The sequence below is a fragment of the Bradyrhizobium sp. CCBAU 51745 genome (assembly GCF_028128715.1).
GTDB classification, from domain to species: domain Bacteria; phylum Pseudomonadota; class Alphaproteobacteria; order Rhizobiales; family Xanthobacteraceae; genus Bradyrhizobium; species Bradyrhizobium manausense.
This window is the reverse complement of the sequence record NZ_LBJP01000072.1, coordinates 1-17,663: the sequence shown is the minus strand read 5'-3', so window position 1 is coordinate 17,663 and position 17,663 is coordinate 1. Positions and strand designations below refer to the sequence as shown.

General features: G+C 62.6%; 16 protein-coding genes and 1 pseudogene. 9 read left to right on the top strand and 8 right to left on the bottom strand.

The window, feature by feature from the left end:
• The first annotated feature begins 63 nt into the window (after window positions 1–63).
• The 5 genes from XH98_RS17785 to XH98_RS17765 all read left to right on the top strand — a co-directional run bounded on the left by XH98_RS17785 (window position 64) and on the right by XH98_RS17765 (window position 7,051).
• Window positions 64–699, top strand: a complete 636-nt coding sequence (locus tag XH98_RS17785) for an ATP-binding protein (RefSeq protein ID WP_271619430.1) — start codon at window positions 64–66, stop codon at window positions 697–699.
• A gap of 409 nt (window positions 700–1,108) precedes the next feature.
• On the top strand, window positions 1,109–3,973 hold the full coding sequence (locus XH98_RS17780) for a hypothetical protein (RefSeq protein ID WP_271619429.1): 2,865 nt from the start codon (window positions 1,109–1,111) through the stop codon (window positions 3,971–3,973).
• Window positions 3,974–4,438: 465 nt separating this feature from the next.
• Window positions 4,439–4,897, top strand: a complete 459-nt coding sequence (locus XH98_RS17775; protein ID WP_271619428.1) for an FAD-dependent oxidoreductase — start codon at window positions 4,439–4,441, stop codon at window positions 4,895–4,897.
• A gap of 292 nt (window positions 4,898–5,189) precedes the next feature.
• Window positions 5,190–6,461: a DUF2157 domain-containing protein gene (locus tag XH98_RS17770; RefSeq protein ID WP_271619427.1), complete on the top strand. Its 1,272-nt coding sequence runs from the start codon at window positions 5,190–5,192 to the stop codon at window positions 6,459–6,461.
• A complete protein-coding gene (locus XH98_RS17765; protein ID WP_271619426.1) occupies window positions 6,458–7,051 on the top strand; it encodes a GDYXXLXY domain-containing protein in 594 nt (197 codons plus the stop codon). The genes XH98_RS17770 and XH98_RS17765 overlap by 4 nt, the downstream gene beginning before the upstream one ends.
• Here XH98_RS17765 and XH98_RS17760 read toward each other — a convergent pair.
• The gene (locus XH98_RS17760; protein WP_442868605.1) at window positions 7,048–8,412 is read right to left on the bottom strand and encodes an aminotransferase-like domain-containing protein; all 1,365 of its coding nucleotides are present in this window, start codon (window positions 8,410–8,412) and stop codon (window positions 7,048–7,050) included. The genes XH98_RS17765 and XH98_RS17760 overlap by 4 nt on opposite strands.
• A 162-nt stretch (window positions 8,413–8,574) precedes the next feature.
• Here XH98_RS17760 and XH98_RS17755 point away from each other — a divergent pair, with 162 nt between their 5' ends.
• Window positions 8,575–9,435: a DMT family transporter gene (locus XH98_RS17755; RefSeq protein WP_271619462.1), complete on the top strand. Its 861-nt coding sequence runs from the start codon at window positions 8,575–8,577 to the stop codon at window positions 9,433–9,435.
• Between the two features lie 10 nt (window positions 9,436–9,445).
• Here XH98_RS17755 and XH98_RS17750 read toward each other — a convergent pair whose 3' ends face one another.
• The 3 genes from XH98_RS17750 to XH98_RS17740 form a co-directional block, all read right to left on the bottom strand.
• Complete coding sequence (locus tag XH98_RS17750; RefSeq protein ID WP_271619424.1) at window positions 9,446–10,660, bottom strand: EAL domain-containing response regulator; 1,215 nt, start codon at window positions 10,658–10,660, stop codon at window positions 9,446–9,448.
• A gap of 287 nt (window positions 10,661–10,947) precedes the next feature.
• Complete coding sequence (locus XH98_RS17745) at window positions 10,948–11,367, bottom strand: hypothetical protein (RefSeq protein ID WP_442868606.1); 420 nt, start codon at window positions 11,365–11,367, stop codon at window positions 10,948–10,950.
• Window positions 11,368–11,715: 348 nt separating this feature from the next.
• Window positions 11,716–12,879: a hypothetical protein gene (locus XH98_RS17740; protein WP_271599643.1), complete on the bottom strand. Its 1,164-nt coding sequence runs from the start codon at window positions 12,877–12,879 to the stop codon at window positions 11,716–11,718.
• A gap of 336 nt (window positions 12,880–13,215) precedes the next feature.
• Here XH98_RS17740 and XH98_RS17735 point away from each other — a divergent pair, with 336 nt between their 5' ends.
• Complete coding sequence (locus XH98_RS17735) at window positions 13,216–13,836, top strand: helix-turn-helix domain-containing protein (RefSeq protein ID WP_271619423.1); 621 nt, start codon at window positions 13,216–13,218, stop codon at window positions 13,834–13,836.
• Window positions 13,837–13,877: 41 nt separating this feature from the next.
• Here XH98_RS17735 and XH98_RS17730 read toward each other — a convergent pair whose 3' ends face one another.
• The 4 genes from XH98_RS17730 to XH98_RS17715 all read right to left on the bottom strand — a co-directional run bounded on the left by XH98_RS17730 (window position 13,878) and on the right by XH98_RS17715 (window position 16,344).
• Entirely contained in the window at window positions 13,878–14,126 is a 249-nt protein-coding gene (locus XH98_RS17730) for a hypothetical protein (protein WP_057740838.1), read from the bottom strand.
• Window positions 14,127–14,223: 97 nt separating this feature from the next.
• Window positions 14,224–14,610, bottom strand: coding sequence for an Hpt domain-containing protein (locus tag XH98_RS17725; protein WP_271599645.1), 387 nt, complete (start codon window positions 14,608–14,610; stop codon window positions 14,224–14,226).
• A 133-nt stretch (window positions 14,611–14,743) separates the two neighbouring features.
• Window positions 14,744–15,439 (bottom strand): Crp/Fnr family transcriptional regulator, encoded by a 696-nt coding sequence (locus XH98_RS17720; RefSeq protein WP_271599652.1) that lies wholly within the window; start codon window positions 15,437–15,439, stop codon window positions 14,744–14,746.
• Window positions 15,440–15,633: 194 nt separating this feature from the next.
• A complete protein-coding gene (locus tag XH98_RS17715) occupies window positions 15,634–16,344 on the bottom strand; it encodes a Crp/Fnr family transcriptional regulator (RefSeq protein ID WP_271619422.1) in 711 nt (236 codons plus the stop codon).
• A gap of 109 nt (window positions 16,345–16,453) precedes the next feature.
• On the opposite strand from XH98_RS17715, the pseudogene XH98_RS17710 reads away from it, so the two are divergent.
• Window positions 16,454–16,654, top strand: a pseudogene (locus XH98_RS17710) (response regulator); the annotation flags it as partial.
• Between the two features lie 416 nt (window positions 16,655–17,070).
• On the top strand, window positions 17,071–17,663 hold a 593-nt coding region (locus XH98_RS17705; protein WP_271619421.1), incomplete at its 3' end, for an Hpt domain-containing protein.

Sequence of the window (17,663 nt, the reverse complement as noted above, 5' to 3'; positions counted from 1 at the left end):
CCTAACTTAATCCGCTGGACTAGAGCGCATTCGCGAGAGAAGTTGCCTCTTAAGGAGGCAACAGTGAACGAGAATTTCCCCGCGCGTGACATTCACCTTCTAACTATCGACTCACTACTGGCCGACTTGGTCGGTGGGCGAGCTGTCACAGTTGCCGCCGGTAACAAATTTTCGATCGGCTCCGACGATGCCCGGGTGATTTTGGATTGGTATCGTCGCAATCGAGGCATGTGGGCCAGCAAACTTTCTACGGACGATATCGAAGCAATTGTCGATGTCATCGGGACCACACCAGCGGCGTTTGAGCTCGTGCCCGATCACGAACCTGCACACACGATCAAGGTGTTGCGCCTGGTGAAGATCGTCGCACATCGATTTGCTGGACTACACGCTTACGGCCGTTCGCTCGAGCCGCCCGACACTTTCACTTTTGAGCCCAGCAAGGCTGTGACCTTGTTCGAGGGCGCCAACGGTTCTGGCAAAACGTCAATCGCGAATGCCATCGTTTGGTGCTTGACTGGCCATCTTATCCGGTCGCAGCGTCCGCCAGAGGAAGGTCCAACCGAATTTAGTTGCGAGATTGATCACAATGGCGGTGAAACGACGACGCACTCGATGTCATCGGTCACGCCAATGCCGGATAAAACCGCCGATCGGCTTGCAGATGGTGCAGCAATCCCGGCGGACAGCTGGGTCTAGCTAACATTCGTCGACGGTAACGGCAACCTTTTGCCGCCTGTCCGGCGCCAACAGGGGCGTACGCCGCGCGGCAGGATCACCGAAATTGCACCGAATTTGAGTTCGCTCGGCATCGATCCAATCGCATGGCGGATCGCGACCACCATGCCCGCCCTGCTACCGTTTCTTGTGGTTGGCTCTGCGTCGCAACTGGGTGAGGCAGTCGCTCGCTTGACCGGCCTCGCGGACCTTGTCGATCTCGCCAGGCATGCCAGCAAAGCATCGGAACGTATTGCTAAGCGCTCGATTAAGGAACTCGATGTCGAGCTTGTAGCGATTGCAGAGCACGCACTATCAGCAGGCAACTCTAGACCTCACGGGCGTCACAAGCGAATGTCCCTCTATCGCATTCGAAGGCGACGTACCTGCCGTGGACGCGAGCGATTCCAGCGCTCGACTTCTGAAGATACATGAACATTTCGCGACGCTAAAGAGTACAGCGCTGGCTAAAGCGCGCGAAGTATTGGGTGAGGCATTTAATCCCGAAGATAGAAGGGCACGAGACAACCTCGAGGCAAGTGTTCGTCCAGCAATCGAGCAGCTCTCGAAGCATATTGGCGAGCTGCCCTCCATCGCGCGCCTCTCTGCTCTCTCGGTAAGCATTGATGAGGCTTCGGCGGTCCTTAGCTTATTGTCGCAGATCAGTGCAGAGGCGGCGACCTTGGCCGAGCTTGCAGTCAATCCCGCTCTCGCACAGCGCTCGCAGCTATATGCTCGAGTTTCGGCCTGGATGCACGAGCATCATTATGCAGATAGGGGCAAATGCCCGGTTTGTATTGGTTCGTTAGACGGCGCATGCGATCCAGTTACAGGAGACGCGGTTAGCGCCCACCTAGTGGAAGGAGAGCGAGATCGTGAGATCGTCGCGAAGACCGTTGCTGAATGGTCGTCGCATTGGTGCGGACGTCTTCTCCAAGATCTTCCGCCTTCCATAGCGAAGGAAAGTCGAGGCGATTTACCGGCATCACCCGCCGAACTGCTTAGGGGCGGGTTGGTCGATGAACTGTTTGGGACCGAATCGTTTCGCGGTGCGCTTTCAGCACTACGCGCGGATGCTTCTGCGCTTGTAACCGAGCGCATACAGACCTTGCCTTTGTTTGAAGAGCCAGATCAGCAGCAGCTACCCCCCGCTTTGGGGACAGGAACGATGGCCTTGCAGAAGATGGTCAACCGCACCATGCGAGCGTTGGCCTTCGCCGAATGGCGCCGCGAGAATGCCGACGGGCTGAATAGTTTTCTCTATGCCGTTAGACGAGGACAAGATGGCGACGTCGACGCTGACCGGGCGATTGGTCGCCGGCTGTCGTCGCTGCTCTCGATAATTGAGGGCGTCGCGCCGCTTAATACGGCGATTGAACATATTCGACGGTTGGAGTCTGCTCGTTTGGGGTACACTGCCAAGCAGGCGCGCATCGTGTCGTGCAGTAGGGCTGCGACTGCCCTCAGGCTGCTTGTGCCGCTCGGCGAGCTTGCCCAAGCTCAAGTGGAAACACTGCGGACAAAGCTTCACAATCGATCTGAGTACTGGCGACGCGCAATGTACCGTAACGCGACGAGCTTCGCCCCGGACCTCGTCGGCACGGGTATGGATGCGCGAGGTATGCTTGAGCTTCAAGTTGGCCGGGACGGTGTGACTGCGCCGGCCCAGCACGTTTTCAACGCTTCCGCGTTGCGCGGTGCGCTGCTCGGTTTCTTTCTCGCTTTCCGTGAGCATGTGCTAGCAACTCGCGGAGGTCTGTCTTTGCTGGTCCTCGACGATCCCCAGGAGTTGCTTGACAACGATAATCGCGAGCGCTTCGCGCGCGGATTGGCAAGAGTCGCAGAGACGGGAGCGCAGCTGTTCGTAACCACGCATGATCGCAAGTTCGCTCGCTCGCTCGTTGCGGAAAATCGCGCTGATGATCGTATTGAACATCTATCTGTGCATCCCGTAAACGCGGTGCGTCCAACGCTCACCGTTGCACCTGCGATCGAGGAGGTTGATCGTAAGCGGCAAGAATTTCATGCGAATCCCGATTCTGCTCTTGACGCACAGAACTACGCTAGCGACCTGCGCGTGTTCCTTGAGACGCGACTCGGTGATTTGTTTGACGACATTGTGCATCCAGCGTATGCCGCGCCCACTAAGGCGCTGACGCTCATCCCTCTAATGGACAAGCTGCGCGGCCTTGTCTCAAGCGGGACGGGCGAGCTGTTCATCAATCCAGTGGTAAAGAGGTTTGCTGAGGATGCCGCGCTTCGTGAGGGGGCGGAGCCTCGACGTGTGCTCAATCAATCTCACCATAACAAAGCTGCTATCAGTTACATGGATGTTAAAGCGGTCGAAGCCGATTTCGCGCGCCTCCGGACAGAAATCGAGAAAGTTCATGAGCAGTTCCGCTTGCATCGTTGGCGAGAACCGCTTTTGTCTGCTGAGAGCGGAGCGACCGTTGCGCGGTTGCCTTCCATCGCCAAGCCCGCATTTTCTGTTCCGATCTACCCAGACATTGCTGCCTTCGTAGGCCAATTGCACGAAGGGGAATCGCAGGACGTCGCTGTAGACCGGCTCGATGGCGAATGGTTCGAAGGTAAAGCGCTCTTCTATGTTCGCGGCGATACTTTAGGATTCGCCATACCTGGAGGTGCCGTTGCGATTGTCGATGCCGAGCCGTATGCGGGCCGCGACCAAAACATGGTTATCGCGCGGCATAAGAGTCAAGTTCTGGCGCGACGGCTGGTGACTTCGCGTGGTGCGATCGGCGTGTCGTTAGCTGCGCAGATGCCGGACCCTCGGATTTTGCGTCCTACGCTGACGTTCGACGAAAGCAAGTTGCGTCTGCATCGTATTGTCGGCGCGATCTTCACCGATATGCCTCCGCCAGTCGGCGCCGGTGAGGCAACGCCCATTAATTCTGTGCCGGAGCTCGATCACGTTGCAGTTGCCTATCGCGTGAGGGAGGGAAGCGCCATTCCCCTCGCGCTGCCTGGACAGATCATTTTGGGTGGTGCCGAGCTAACAATCGTTGATCTCGATCGATGGGAGAATCGAGTTGTCGCCGTAACGCTCGGGGATGGAACCAGCATTCTTAAGCGTGTGGGTGCGCGTCTCCCGGGTGGACTGGGCTATCTCCGCCAGTTCGAAACAATAGGAGGGCTTGGTTCGTCAATCGTCATCGCAACTGAAGCGACCGACGGCGTCGATGTGGCATTGACGATGGTCTCTGCACGAAAAGTTATCGGTGTATTGTACGACTGACTGTGATCTCAAAGTGGCGATTGGCTCGCCATCATCAATCTAAGAACTAGCCAGTTCGATCATCGCGGCCAAGGTTGCCCTGTTCGGTGCGTCCGATCGGTACGCTGTCGCTCTACCCATCACACACCTCGCAATAGTCACATCGTGCCCTATCTGGCCTGCCTTGCATGTCCTGTGAAATCGGCTGGCACCACGGTCAATTCTCCCATCCATCCGCCCCCAAACGGATTAATCACCGTCGCCCCCGGCCCCGCCACATCCCGATCAATGCGCGTCACCAGCGTCAGATCGTGCGTCATTGGCGTCGCTGCGAGCAGGCCATCGTGCTGTAACCACCTCCCGTAGCCCTTGCAACCCCGCGAAATCACCACGATGATCCACGCATCGTAACATCGCTCGCGAGGCCTTCATGCGAAAATGCGAAGTCGCCGTGCTGGGTCTGGGGCTCATGGGGGGAGCTGCACTGTGGTTTCAGGTCGTTTCCCGATCTTCATTCTGGACCGAGGTCCTGACAACATCGTCTACGGCTTTCCGGACTTCGAACAGCGCGGCGTCAAGGCTGCGCCTCACAACCACGGGCCCGTGGTCGGCCCCGACGACTGGGGTCCGCACGCCACCGATGCCGAACTCCGCCCGATCGGCGAAGCGCTGGCCGCCCTCGTCCCCGGCGCGGCCGGGCCCATCATCGATCGCGACGTCTGCCTCTACACCAACACCGCGCCCGCCGACATCAGGCCAGACGCGGGCGAGGAATTCATCATCGATCGCTGGCCGGAGTCCCGCCTGATCGTCTGCTCCGCGTGTTCAGGCCATGGTGCGAAGTTCGCGCCCGCCATCGGGCAAAGGCTCGCTCGCCTTGCCACCGATCCGTCCTACCAGGCAGAACCCTTCTTTCAGCTGTCCCGATATTCTCAATTCGCCTGAGCGGATGCTGGATGTCGCGCCCTGCCTGTCGAACCTCCCGCCATGATGCCATCATGCACCTGTTTTGCCCGACGGAACAAGCGCAATTTCTGGAATTCCGTAATCGTGTGCCAAAGTCCTTGACCTGACGGAGGTTGGCTACTGTGCATGGGGTTGTTTTCGACTTTCTTTCCGGCCGGCAAACGGAAGCCCCCGGCGCCGTGGCCGTTTGAACCCGCCGCCGCCGCGTTCCGACCAATAGCCCGCGGCCGGCAGTCGGCCAGCTGATCCACGACCCTGTGATCCGACGACGATGTTCGACAAAGCTTACCGGCAGCGCCTCGAGGCCGACCTTGCGCAATGGGAGGCCGATGGCGTGATCGCGCCGGCGGCAGCCGGCGCCATCCGCAATGCGTTGCCGCCGCTCTCATCAGGCATCAACATCGCCGTCGTCGTTGCCATCGTCGGCGGCCTCTTGATCTCGGCCGCGTTCCTCGCCTTCGTCGCCGCGCACTGGACCGAGATCGCGCGCCTGTCGCGGTTTGCGATCCTGCTCGCCGGCACGTGTGTTGCCGGCGGTCTCGGCGCGTGGTTCGCCACGACGGGCCGCACTATTCTCGCCGATCTCTGTGCCAGCATCGGCGCCATCATCTTCGGCGCCGGCATCGCGCTGGTCGGCCAGATGTATCATCTCGGCGATGATTTTGCCGGCGGCATGCTGCTGTGGTCGATCGGGGCATTCGCCGCGGCGCTGCTGACCGGCGCGCGCGGCGCGCTTGCGGTCGCCCTCGTCGCCGCCGGCATCTGGACCTGCATGCGCGCCTATGACGCGGCTGATGTCCTGCATCTTCCGTTCCTGCTGCTCTGGCTGATCGCCGCCGCGCTTGCGTTCGCCTGGAATTCCCGGGTCGCCGCCCACCTCGTTGCGATCGCAATGCTGCCGTGGTGGATCGCGACATCGCTTCGCTTCGATCTCGATGGGATGCAGCCGGCATTCGTGCTGGCTGATGGAGCCGCGCTGCTGTTCGGCGCCGGCCTTGCGATCGCAGCTCACTCATCGCCGCGGGCGCAGCGGCTCGGCAGCGTGCTGTCGATCTACGGCGCGTTTGCGCTTGGCCTCGTTGCCTCCCTGGAGGTGATGACGATCGACGACATCTTCCGCTTCCGAACCGGCACGGCGCCAGCGCAGCCGCCATGGGCGATCCTGTGCGGAATTGCCGGCGTGGTTCTTGCGCTCGCCTCCGCCGGTATCACAAGGCGCGCAGGTGAAATCCTCGCGGCCTGTGCCATCGGCCTGGTCCTGGTCGCCGCGCCAATCTGGCCGGCATCCGCAGCCGGCGAGCCCTGGTTCGCCTATGCCGCGCTGCTCGCTGCCATGCTGTGCCTTGTCGTGTCAGGCGTGCTCGATGACGTGCGGCCGCGCATCGTCGCCGGCTGGCTCGGCATCGCCGGTGTCATCGCGGGGATCACCTGGGCGGTGAAAGGCTCGCTGCTGCGCCGCTCGGCCTTCCTGGCGGCGGCCGGCGTCATCGCCGTCGTGTTCGCCTCAGCGCTCAATCGCATGCTGCCGAGGGCCGGGCGATGACGAAGCTCTCCGCACTCTGGCAGCGCATCCCGAAAGCCGTGCTGTTCGGCGGAGCGATCCTGCTGCAATGCGCGCTGCTGATCCTGATGGTCGCCGATCGCACGCAGATCCTGCGCGAGGGCCGCGAGGTGACCTTGCAGACCCGCCCCGTCGATCCCCGCGATCTCCTGCGCGGCGACTACGTCACGCTCGGCTACGACATCACGCAACTGCCGGCGGGTGCACTCGCCGGTCAGCCGTCCGCCGAGCGCAATCCGGTCGTGTTCGTCAAGCTGGCGCCCGATGCCGATGGCCTCTATCGGGCCGTCTCGGTGCATGCGGCTCCTGTCGCGGTCACGGCGTCCGAGGTGTTGATCCGCGGCCGCGTCAGCTATTCCTGCGGCTCAAACGGCCGCATCTTCTGCGACAGGCTGACGATCAGATACGGCCTGGAAAGCTATTTCGTGCCGGAAGGCGAGGGCAAAAAGCTCGAGCAAGCCCGCAACCAGCAGAAGCTGCGCGTCGTCGCCGCCGTGCTCCCCTCGGGCCGCGCCGCGATCAAGCGGCTGCTGCTCGACGGCGAGCCCGTGTATGAGGAGCCGTGGTACTAGCTGGCTTGAGCCTCCAACGCCCGCCGCAGCACATCCCACATGCGCAGATCATTCATATGTGCGACGTTGAAGCGCAGCAAGTTTTGCGCGGTCTGCGACACGCTGAACACATTGCCCGGCGCCAGCACCACATCCTCTTCAAGCGCAGCGCGGGCAACCGCCGTGGCATCCTGTCCGTCGGCGAGGCGGCACCACAGGAAGAAGCCGCCGCGCGGCATCAGCCAGGGTTCGATGCCGAGCGCCCCGAGTTTTCGCGCCACATCGCGACGAGCCCGCGTGAGCTTTTGCCGGAGCTCGTCCATGTGCTTGCGATAGCTGCCGCCGACCAGGACTTTTACGATGATCTCGGTCGCGACCGGGCTCGGGCCGCCAAAGCTGGTCGCGACCTGGAGATCGACGAGATGCTCGACCCAATCGGCCCGCGCGGCGATGTAGCCGCAGCGGACCGAGGCGGAGAGTGTCTTGGAGAAGCTGCCGATGCGGATCACACGGTTCAATCCATCGAGCGCAGCCAGGCGCGGCGATCGCTCCGGTTCGAAATCGCCAAAGATGTCGTCCTCGATGATGGTGAGATCGTGTGCGGCAGCCAGGGTCAGAAGCCGGTGCGCGGTCGGAAGCGAGAGCGTCGCGCCGGTCGGATTGTGCAGCGCTGAATTGGTGATGTAGAGCCGCGGCCGTTCGGTGGCGAGGATCTGCTCGAAGCTGACGACATCGGGGCCCGACGGCGTATAGGGCACGCTCACGATCTTCGCCTGATGTGCGCGCAGCAACGCACGGAAATTGAAATAGCAGGGGTCGTCGACCAGCACGGCGTCGCCGGGACGCAGCAGGAAGCGGCAAATCAGATCGGTGGCCTGCGTGCCGGAGCCCGTCAGCATCAGCTGATTGATCGAGGCCTCGATCTCGTCTTCCGCGAGGCGCGTGAGCAGCAGCCGGCGCAGCGCCAGCGAGCCGGAGGTCGAGCCGTAGTTCGTCAGCACGCTGGCGTCGCTGCGGGCGAGCGCGCGGGTGGCACGCCGCAGCGCCGCGTCCGGCATCCACTCCGGCGGCAGCCAGCCGCAGCCCGGCTTCGGCACGCCCGCATCCGCATCGAGCGATTGCCGGGAGACCCAGAACGGATCGACGGCCCGGTCGCGGCGCGGCTCGGCTTCGGTCAAGGCGAGCGGCGGCGTGACAGTCGGCGAAACATAGAAGCCAGAGCCGCGGCGGGCACGGATCAGCCCTTCGGCGGCGAGGCGATCATAGGCTTCGACCACCGTGGATGGCGAAACACCCATCGCCGCGGCCAGGCTCCGGATCGATGGCAACCGGTCGCCGACACTGAGTGCGCGGCCGGCCACCTTGGCGCGGATCGCGCTCATCACGTCGACGGTCCGCGTGCCGCCACGCCCCTTTGTCTGCGCCCCGCCATCCAAGGTGTATGACCTTCCATGCCCATACAGTTTTGCGGGATTGTATGGGATTGTCGCTGGTTTTGCCATCGGCCCGGACCGAAGGTCGTCGCCCAAAAAGGTAAGATGGACATGCAATCTGCGGGCAGCGGCTGGGGCAACGGGCTTCTCGGCGTCATCATCTTCAGCGGCTCACTGCCGGCGACGCGTGTGGCGGTCGGCGGCTTCTCCGCGCTATTCCTGACCTCGTCGCGCGCGATCATCGCCGCGCTGATCGGTGCGGCCGTGCTCGGCCTGCTGCGTCAGGCTTGGCCCGAGCGGAAGGATCTCGCCTCGCTCGCCATCGTCTCCGTGGGCGTCGTGCTCGGCTTCCCCCTGCTGACCGCGCTCGCGCTCGAGCACATCACCTCGGCGCATTCGATCGTCTTCATCGGCCTTTTGCCGCTGTCGACCGCGATCTTCGCCGTGCTGCGCGGCGGCGAGCGGCCGCGGCCGCTGTTCTGGCTGTTCGCCATCCTCGGCAGCGCCACGGTCGCGGGCTTTGCGCTGTCGAATGACGGCTCGGCCTCGCTCACCGGCGATTTGCTGATGGTCGCTGCGATCGTGCTGTGCGGGCTCGGCTACGCCGAAGGTGCCGCGCTGTCGCGCCGGATCGGCGGCTGGCAGGTGATCTCCTGGGCGCTGCTGCTGGCGCTGCCGCTGATGCTGCCTGTCATGATCTGGACCTGGCCTCAGGCATGGAACGGCGTCGGTCTGCCTGCCTGGATCGGTCTCGCCTATGTCTCGATCTTCAGCATGTTCGTCGGCTTCATCTTCTGGTATCGCGGCCTTGCGATCGGGGGCATCGCGCGCGTCGGCCAGTTGCAACAGCTCCAGCCGTTCTTCGGGCTCGCGCTGGCTGGCTTCCTGCTGCACGAGCCGGTCGCATGGAGCATGATCGCCGCGACCGCGCTCGTGGTCGTCTGCGTCTTCTTCGCGCGACGATACGCCTGAGGGTCTCGTCTCACCCCTGGGCCATCACCGGCCGAGTCTGCGCGCTTCTGGCAAACTTCTTCAGCGGCATCGGCTTGCCGAACAGATAGCCTTGCACGAGGTCGAAGCCGAGCTCGTTCACGGCCATCAGGTCGGCCCGGCTCTCGACACCTTCCGCGACGGCGCGGGCGCCGTAGCCGCGCGCGAGCTCGACGATGTGACGGCACACCGTGCGCTTCAGGCGGTCATTGCCGCAGCCCGTGACGAATTGCCGGTCCGCCTTCAGCTTGATGAAGGGAATTTTGTCCAGTCCCATCAGCTCCGGCCAATTGGCGCCGAGATTGTCGACCGACAGGCCGATATTATGGAAGCTCATCTCGCGCGCGATATCGGTCAGGAAAGCGAGGTCGTGGATCGCTTCATTGCTGGCGATCTCGATCGTCAGCCCGCCAAAGGCGGGATGTACCGGCATGCGGCGGCAGAGATCGCGCACGGCCTGCGGCTCCTTGAGATAAGGCGCGGGCAGGTTGATCGACAGATCGACCGCGCTCTGCTGTTCCAGGAGATAGTGCCAGTCCTGCACGGCGCGCTCGATCACGAATTCCGACAAGTCGCGGAAATGCGGATCGTGCTCCTCCGGGATGAAATAGGCCGGCGGCACCACACCCCAGGTTGGGTGGCGCATTCGCACCAGCGCCTCGGCGCCGCGGCGTACCAGCGAGCGCGCGTCGATTTTCGACTGGTACCAAAGCTCGAGCCAGCCCGCATGCAGGGCCTCGCCGACATGCACGGCCGGGCTCGGGGCCGGCTCCTCGGGTAGCAGCATCGCAACACGGTCGCGCAGCGTGTCGGCGGCAAAGGGCGTGGTGAGCGGCGGCAGCATCGTGAGCCCGTACTCCTCGCCGACCTGCTGCACGGCTTTCACGATGATCGAGTCGCGCGCGCCGACAGCGAGCACCTTGCCGTCGAAGCCTTCGCGCACCAGAACCTCCAGGAATTGGCCGGGCTCGATGCCGTCGGCGGCGATGCCGAGCAGGATCAGGTCCGGCAGATCGGTGGCCAGCGTCGCCTGCAGCTCGCTCGCACCGCTGCATTCGCTGGTGACGAAGCCAAGATCCTCGAGCACCTCGCTCATGAAGGCACGCAGATGGCGCTTGCTGTCGGCCACGCATGCGCGCGGCATTATTTTCCGTCGTCCGAAGGTCCTCAGCCGCCCCCCGGCGAGCTCACCAATCCCATCGTTCATCGCAGACCGCTCCCATTCCGTTACAGTCGAGTTAACGGAATGTGGGGCGTTATAGTATGGAGAGCTTCACACGAATCTTGAATTATCCTGATAACGTTAAAGCTCGCAACATTTGTAAAATTGTCCGAATTCTCTTCGAGAAATTTTTACATCCGCCTGCGCGCTGCGTGCAGCTATGCGCTAAATCCGGTGAGAGTTTGCGAGGAGCGCATCGCCGATGCGCGCAGCCGGTGTCCCGCAATTGGACGAAGCCGGCGCGCACTTCGCCCAATTGAATAACGCCGGCCTCAATTGGCTGTGGCTTTGTCGTGTTCGGCCATGCCGACCGCCTTGTAGTCATAGGTCGGATAGAATTCCGTGCGGTACGGACCCCACGCTGTATCCTCGATGATGCGGTTGACTTCGCGTAGGCGCGAGGCCGGCAGGCGCAGCGTGACCACCTGGCCGATGCCCATCATCACGTACCAGCTCACGACCTCCACGCCCGCGGGTGGAAAGGCTTTGCGAAAGCCCTGCTTGTCCAGCTGAGCGTTGAGCTCACTGAGTGGACGCGACTGATCGTGCTTGAAGAAGATTGTGAGCAGGACGGCATTGTCGGCGGTCGGCGCGGAAGTGCCCGGAGGCGGCGCCGTCTGCGCCATCGCCGCTGACGCGATCGCGCCCAGGAGCCACGTCATCACGGTCAATGTCAGGCGGAGCGATTTCATTGCCAATGTCCTTCCATGCGGCATGCGATGGACAGGAGGATAGAAGCGATACGCCCAGTCCACGAATTCATTTTCGCTCATTTTCGCGCGATGCGCGCAAGTTCCGTCGCCGCGCGTGACGGTTATGCGGCAAACTCACCCGGTCCGACGGCAGACGCGTGTGAAGCACCTCACACGCCTGATGCCGCCCATGCGCTATTGCTGCGCGCGGCCGGTGGTGGGCTATCAGGGATTGCAGCTATGTCGATGCGGCGGATGATCTACTGGTGGTTCAGATTCGTGATGTCGGGGCGATTTCTCGATCGCTTCCTGACGCTGCCGCACACGCCCGAATAGAATCTCGAGGAGTCAGGTCACCCCGATCAATTTGCGAAACGCCGCTGCTCCATCCTGCACGGCGTCGCGGCCCTTCCAGGCCAGATAGCTCAGCTTGCCGCCCAGCGTGTCCTGGCTGCGCAGCCGCCGCGAGCCGAGAATGTGACCGACATTGGCGGGGAAGCGGCTGACCTCGGCCGCCACCAGCGCCGCGATCGCGTCCATCAATTGCTGAAGCCGGACGCCCCATTCGCATCGCTCGATGCCGTCGATCCGGACCTTGAGCGAATGTTCGGCGTCGTAGATTTCGGTGAGCAGGTCGCGCGCGACCAGGAACCGGTTATGGCGGAGCGCGATCCTCAGGGCGAGGCGCTTGTCGTCGAGCCGGTCGAGCACCATGGGAACGACGCAGGCATAGGGCGCCGCTGCAACCTCGTCCGCGCTCTTGGTCGCGGCCCCCTTGGTTGCAAGATATATGAGCCGCCAGAACGTCTTCAGGCGCCTCGCCACCAATGCGAGCGCAAACGGCAGCGCATCGGGATAGGCCTTCTTGAAGCCGTCGAGTTGCGCCGTGATCTGCGCGACCTGGCCGTCGTCGAATTTCGTGATGGTGTCGGGCAGCTTCGCGTTGAATTTCGGCAGCGCGTCGCCGGCGCGCAGCACCTGCAGCATCTTCTTCACGTCGTCGAAGGCGGTGCGCGAGGCCGTGTATTGCGCGAGCTTGGCGCGCGCGAACTCTGTGCTCTCCGGCGAGGCGAGCGTGTTCTCGAGCACCTTGACGACCTTGCCCTGGAAGTTCGTTGCGATCTTCAGCACTTCCTTGGGATTGTTGGCGGTGACCTGGTCGTTGATCGCCCTGACGTAGTCGCGCGCCATGGTCGGCAGCAGGTCGCGGCAGATCCATTCCCAGATCGGGGTGAGCGTGTTGCGCGAGATCCGTCCCGCATTGGCATGCTCGGGCGCACCGTCGATCAGCAGCAGCTCGAGCGGTGCGAAGAAGTAGCGCGATGGATTGGTGGCGCGCGCCTGGTTCGATCCATCCTTGCGGAATTCGGCGCGCAGCTTGGCCTGGATCTCCGCCGAGCCCGGCATGTCGATGCCGCAGGCTTCAAGCCGCTCGAGTTCGCTCAGCAGACAGCTGCGCGACAACGGCGTCAGCTTCTGCAGGAACTCCGAAAGCTGGTCGATCTCGTCCATTGCACGCAGTCTCTTGCAACGTTTCCAGCAGGCCTGTCGGCCCGATGCATGGAGGCATTCGCGCGCTCTCAATTGTGACAAGAGAAGCAAGCCGCCGTTAATTTATCCGTAAAATGGGGGACGCCGGGCCGGCCGGTGCTGATCTCGTTAAGGATGTCTTTGGAGGTTGCCTACGAATCGGGCAGGCCCAGCAACTTTTGCGAAGGCTTGAGCGACCGGACGCAAGCATAAATTGTGCCTGTGCCGGCGTTCCAGCACAAAACCGACAAAATCACCGTAGTCTTACGGAGCAAAAAGTTAACCACAGAAGGCCTCGGGTTCCGCTAAACGAATCACATGGGGTCACAGAACGATACGGTTGCTGATTCGCGGCCGTCGGAAAGGTTCGAAAGCAGCGCTTCTGCGCGTGAAGAGCTCGATTTCGTCCGTCTCAATGCCGCCCGTGCCAAGGCGGCTGACGAGATGGCCGCGGCCATCGCGCGCGAGCTCAACGGCCCCCTGACCGCGCTGCTGCTCTATATGGGCGAAATCAAGCATCACAGCGACCAGCTTGCGCCCGCTTCGAGCGAACGCGCCTATTTGCAGCAGGTGGTCGCGAATGCGCTGACCCAGACCGAGCGCGTCTGCGGCCTGGTCAAGCAGCTCGCCGGCTCCCACAAGGCCGGCTTGCCCTCTTCGTCCATCACCGAGGTTCCCGAGCTGCAGGCCGGCCACGCGTTGCAAGTACCGCGCGAGGCAGGCTCCGAGCTCTCGAGCCTCTCGGGCAAGCGGCTAACCAAGCGCGAGCGCGAAGTACTGAGGCTGATCAGCGAGGGTTTTTCGAACAAGCAGGGCGCGCTGCGGATGCAGATCAGCCCACGGACGTTCGAGAGCCATCGGGCCGAAGCGATGCGCAAGCTCGGCGCACGAAACACCGCCGACCTCGTCCGCGCTGCGCTGCTGCATTCGATCGATTGAGCTTGTCGTCTGGCGCCGCCTCTGCGGCGGCGCCATTGCACCTAGAAATAATCTTCGGCGAAGGGGCGCACACGCGAAGTCGGCCGCAGCATCTTCGGCTCTTCCTTCGGCGTATTCGGGATGATGGTGATGGTCCAGCGTGGCGGGATGGTCGATTCCTGCTCCAGCACGGAGCGGACAAAACCCGTCACCGTGGACTCGCCTGCCTTCACCGTAGCCATCCGGCCGTTGAACTGGGCGATGCGGAAGCGACGGACCTCTTTCTGATCCGCGGTCTCATAGGTGAACATGGAAACCCTCCTGGTTTCCGGGGACTATCGCCAGCTATGATTAGTCATCTGTGAAAATTGCAAACCGTATAAGTACGGCGAGGGTATCCGGGGGCCGTCAATCGCGCGATTCCTGCGCCTTTGCGCCGGCAAAGGCCGCATCCAATTGCTGCAGAAGATCGTCAAATTCAGCGGCGCCGAGTGCATCGGCCGTGCTTTCCAGCAGCGAGGCCAGCGACGCGAGCCTGACATAGCCAAACGTCCGGGCGGTGCTCTTCAGTGAATGCGCCTCGCGCCCGATCCTGGCCCGGTGCTGGTCGAGCGCCAGCGTGCGAAACAGTTTGAGCCGCGCGATAGTCTCGCTCCAGAACACCGTCCGCACCTCGCTGGCGCCGTCCTCGCCGATTTCGCGCACCAGCGCGTCGAACGCGCCGGCCTCGCGCAGCGGTTCGAGCTCGCGCTGGGACGCGGTTCCAGGCGCAGGCGCGAATGTGGTGTCGAACATGGTTGTCCCGGTCCCCGTTTGGCGGCGTCCGGGAGATTTACGTCATTCCGATTGCAGTTCTGGTCACGAGAAGCGCGGTGTTTGACGGCTGAGTTAAGCACTTGCTTTACCATCCGCCGCTCCGTGCGCGCCGTCAGGGTCCGAGCAGTCGATCGTACTGGGCTTTGACCGTGGCATAGCATTCGCACGCCGTCTGGCGCAGCCCGTCCAGATTGAGGATCTGGATGTGTCCGCGGCTGTAATGGATGAAATTGGCCTGCTGCAAAGTATTGGCGACCAGCGACACGCTGTTGCGCCGCGCTCCGATCATTTGCGCCATGGCCTCCTGCGTTAGCAGCAGCCGATAGTCGCCCGACAGATCATGGGTGTGCAGCAGACAGCGGGAGAGTCGCGACTCCACCGGATGCGCCGCGTTGCAGCCGGCGGTTTGCTGGACCTGGGCGTAGACTGCGAGGCCGTGGCGAAGCAGCAGCGTTCGCAGGCTGGAGCTTTGCTCAGCCGCCACGCGCAGCCGGTCGAGCTCGATCACCGATGCGACGCCGGGAATGAGCACGATGGCGGTGTTCAGCGCGCATGCATCGCCCATGGTCGAGAGCGCGCCAAGCAGGCTGTCGCGGCCGATCATGGCGACTTGCACATGCTCGCCCTTGGCGAGCTTCACGACCAGCGAGATCACGCCGCGGTGCGGGAAGTAGGCGCGCTTGAGCGTCTCGCCGGTCTCGACCAGCACGGCGTCATGCGGCAGATCGACCGTGCGCAGATATGGGCGGATCAGTTCATAATCGTCTGTCGACAGCGCCGACAGGAGACCGTTGGAGGGGCGCACCATCGTTTCCAAAGCTGCCTCCCGTCTCGTCAATCAAACAATCTTGGTTCGAAATCGATTCCTCGCTCAATAACAAGTTCCATCTTGTTCCCCGCAGGATAAGTTGGCAATCACAGACCTTACGGACAGCGCGATGTTTTGTTTCTTTGATGGCTTGTGTGCACTCCGGAATACAACGGGTTGAGCTGTCGACGGCGTCAAGGCGGGAGTCGCAGCAGCCGCGCGTGATGAGCCCTTACGGCGGAACAACAGTCGCAGGATGTCGCCTCCAGGGCGCACAGATCGGTGATTTCGATCTGGCCCCGGCTGTACCGGATGATTCCGGCGCGTTGCAGCTCATGCGCGACCAGTGAAACGGCGTTACGTCGTACGCCCATCATCTGGGCCAGGGTTTCCTGGGTCAGCGGGAGGGCTTTCTTGTTGAACAGATCATGGGCGCGCAGCAGCCAGCATGCCAGCCGCGCCTCGACAGGATGAAGCGTATTGCAGAGCAGGGATTGCTGTGCGCGCGCGAACAGGGCTTGCTCATGCCTGATAACGAGGCCGCGGAACCGGGCACTCGCGGCAGCAGCGTTGCGAAACGCCGAGATTTCAACGGCGGATGCGGTCCCGGGAAAGAGCGCGACGGCATCTGACAGCGCGATTCCGTCAGCGAGGGCTGCGCCGCCGGCGACGATGCTATCGCGTCCGATCATCGCCACCTCGATGGTCTGCCCTTCGGAAGGGCCTACGGTGATCGATACGGCTCCGTCATGTGGAAAGTAGACATGTCGCAGCGCCACATCAGCTTTACTCAAGACAGTTGTTCTGGCCAGTTCAATCGTGACGAGGTGAGGGCGCAACAGCTCGAAATCTGCTGCATCGAGCATTTGCAGCAGCTGGTTGGGCGGTCGGCCGCTTGCGGTCATATGGGCGCAATCCCACGCATGCCATGAGATGTGTCGCGCCCTCGACACCCAGTTGCGCGGCGGCTAAATTGTATTTTATTGGTTGTGTTGCTGTCCATATACCTGTTGGAGGGCACCTGCGACGCCGCTGATTGCGATGTCCGGCTATTCCTTCGCGGACCTGAATTCGTCGGCGCCGGACTTTCTGAGGATGGCGCTCGAACTCGGCGCGGCGCGCTGCCTGCGCAAGCCGTTCACGCCGGATGCGCTGCTGGCCGCGATCAATGACTGTTTCGCAGAGCACCATGCGGCCGCTGCGCGGCTCGGTTAGCGCGTTACTGTTCGCGACGCCGGGCGGGTAAGAATCCGTTTACGGCGAGTGCGCGTCTTGCTGATGTCATCGGCACATCGACCAAACGCCGCGCATGCGATGCCAATCGCCGGTGATTTGATTCAATTGGTGCGGCCCTTACGTATCCGCCGACATTGGCGGATTTTTTTGCGCCCGTCGTGACGCTGTTATCCTCGCATTTACCTATCGCGTTTCGGGGCCGAAGCTCCGCTCCGGACTTGCCGAAAGCCGCAGTCGCGCGTCCGTCGAATCGAAAACTTCTCTTCAATATCCGTATTAGCACGGAGGATGAAATTAACGGGACCGTGAAATGGGTTGTCTAACGATCTCGGAGCGGATTTCCGCCAATTGCTGGCGGCGCGGACGTCGGGGTCCAGCTCAGTAAGGCGTAGCTCATGGATGATCTGTTGCGGGAGTTTCTGACGGAGACCAGCGAGAGCCTGGACACCGTCGACAATCAGCTGGTGAAGTTCGAGCAGGAGCCGAACAACGCCAAGATCCTGGATAACATCTTCCGCCTGGTCCACACCATCAAGGGCACGTGCGGCTTCCTCGGGTTGCCGCGGCTCGAAGCGCTGGCGCATGCCGGCGAGACCTTGATGGGCAAATTCCGCGACGGCATGCCGGTGACCGGCCAGGCCGTGACGGTGATCCTGTCCTCGATCGACCGCATCAAGGAGATCCTGGCCGGCTTGGAGGCGACCGAAGCCGAGCCTGAAGGCAACGACCGCGATCTCATCGACAAGCTGGAAGCGATGGTCGAGCAGGGCATGGCCGCGATGTCAGGCTCGGCGCAGCCGATGCCGGCTGGCAGCTCCGCTCCCGTTGCCGACGCCCCGCCGCTGGTGCCGGAAGCGCCGGCTGCCGTTGAAGCCAAGGCCGCTCCCGTCAAGGAGATGACCACGGGCTCGCTGGTCGACCAGACGCTGGAGCGTCCGCTCCGTCCGGGCGAGGTCTCGCTCGACGAGCTCGAGCGCGCCTTCCGCGA

Coding starts and splice junctions, on each gene's coding strand:
- XH98_RS17770 (WP_271619427.1), top strand. CDS start 5,190: ATGTTCGACAAAGCTTACCGGCAGCGCCTCGAGGCCGACCTTGCGCAA.
- XH98_RS17765 (WP_271619426.1), top strand. CDS start 6,458: ATGACGAAGCTCTCCGCACTCTGGCAGCGCATCCCGAAAGCCGTGCTG.
- XH98_RS17760 (WP_442868605.1), bottom strand. CDS start 8,412: ATGAGCGCGATCCGCGCCAAGGTGGCCGGCCGCGCACTCAGTGTCGGC.
- XH98_RS17755 (WP_271619462.1), top strand. CDS start 8,575: ATGCAATCTGCGGGCAGCGGCTGGGGCAACGGGCTTCTCGGCGTCATC.
- XH98_RS17750 (WP_271619424.1), bottom strand. CDS start 10,660: ATGAACGATGGGATTGGTGAGCTCGCCGGGGGGCGGCTGAGGACCTTC.
- XH98_RS17745 (WP_442868606.1), bottom strand. CDS start 11,367: ATGAAATCGCTCCGCCTGACATTGACCGTGATGACGTGGCTCCTGGGC.
- XH98_RS17740 (WP_271599643.1), bottom strand. CDS start 12,879: ATGGACGAGATCGACCAGCTTTCGGAGTTCCTGCAGAAGCTGACGCCG.
- XH98_RS17735 (WP_271619423.1), top strand. CDS start 13,216: ATGGGGTCACAGAACGATACGGTTGCTGATTCGCGGCCGTCGGAAAGG.
- XH98_RS17730 (WP_057740838.1), bottom strand. CDS start 14,126: ATGTTCACCTATGAGACCGCGGATCAGAAAGAGGTCCGTCGCTTCCGC.
- XH98_RS17725 (WP_271599645.1), bottom strand. CDS start 14,610: ATGTTCGACACCACATTCGCGCCTGCGCCTGGAACCGCGTCCCAGCGC.
- XH98_RS17720 (WP_271599652.1), bottom strand. CDS start 15,439: ATGGTGCGCCCCTCCAACGGTCTCCTGTCGGCGCTGTCGACAGACGAT.
- XH98_RS17715 (WP_271619422.1), bottom strand. CDS start 16,344: ATGACCGCAAGCGGCCGACCGCCCAACCAGCTGCTGCAAATGCTCGAT.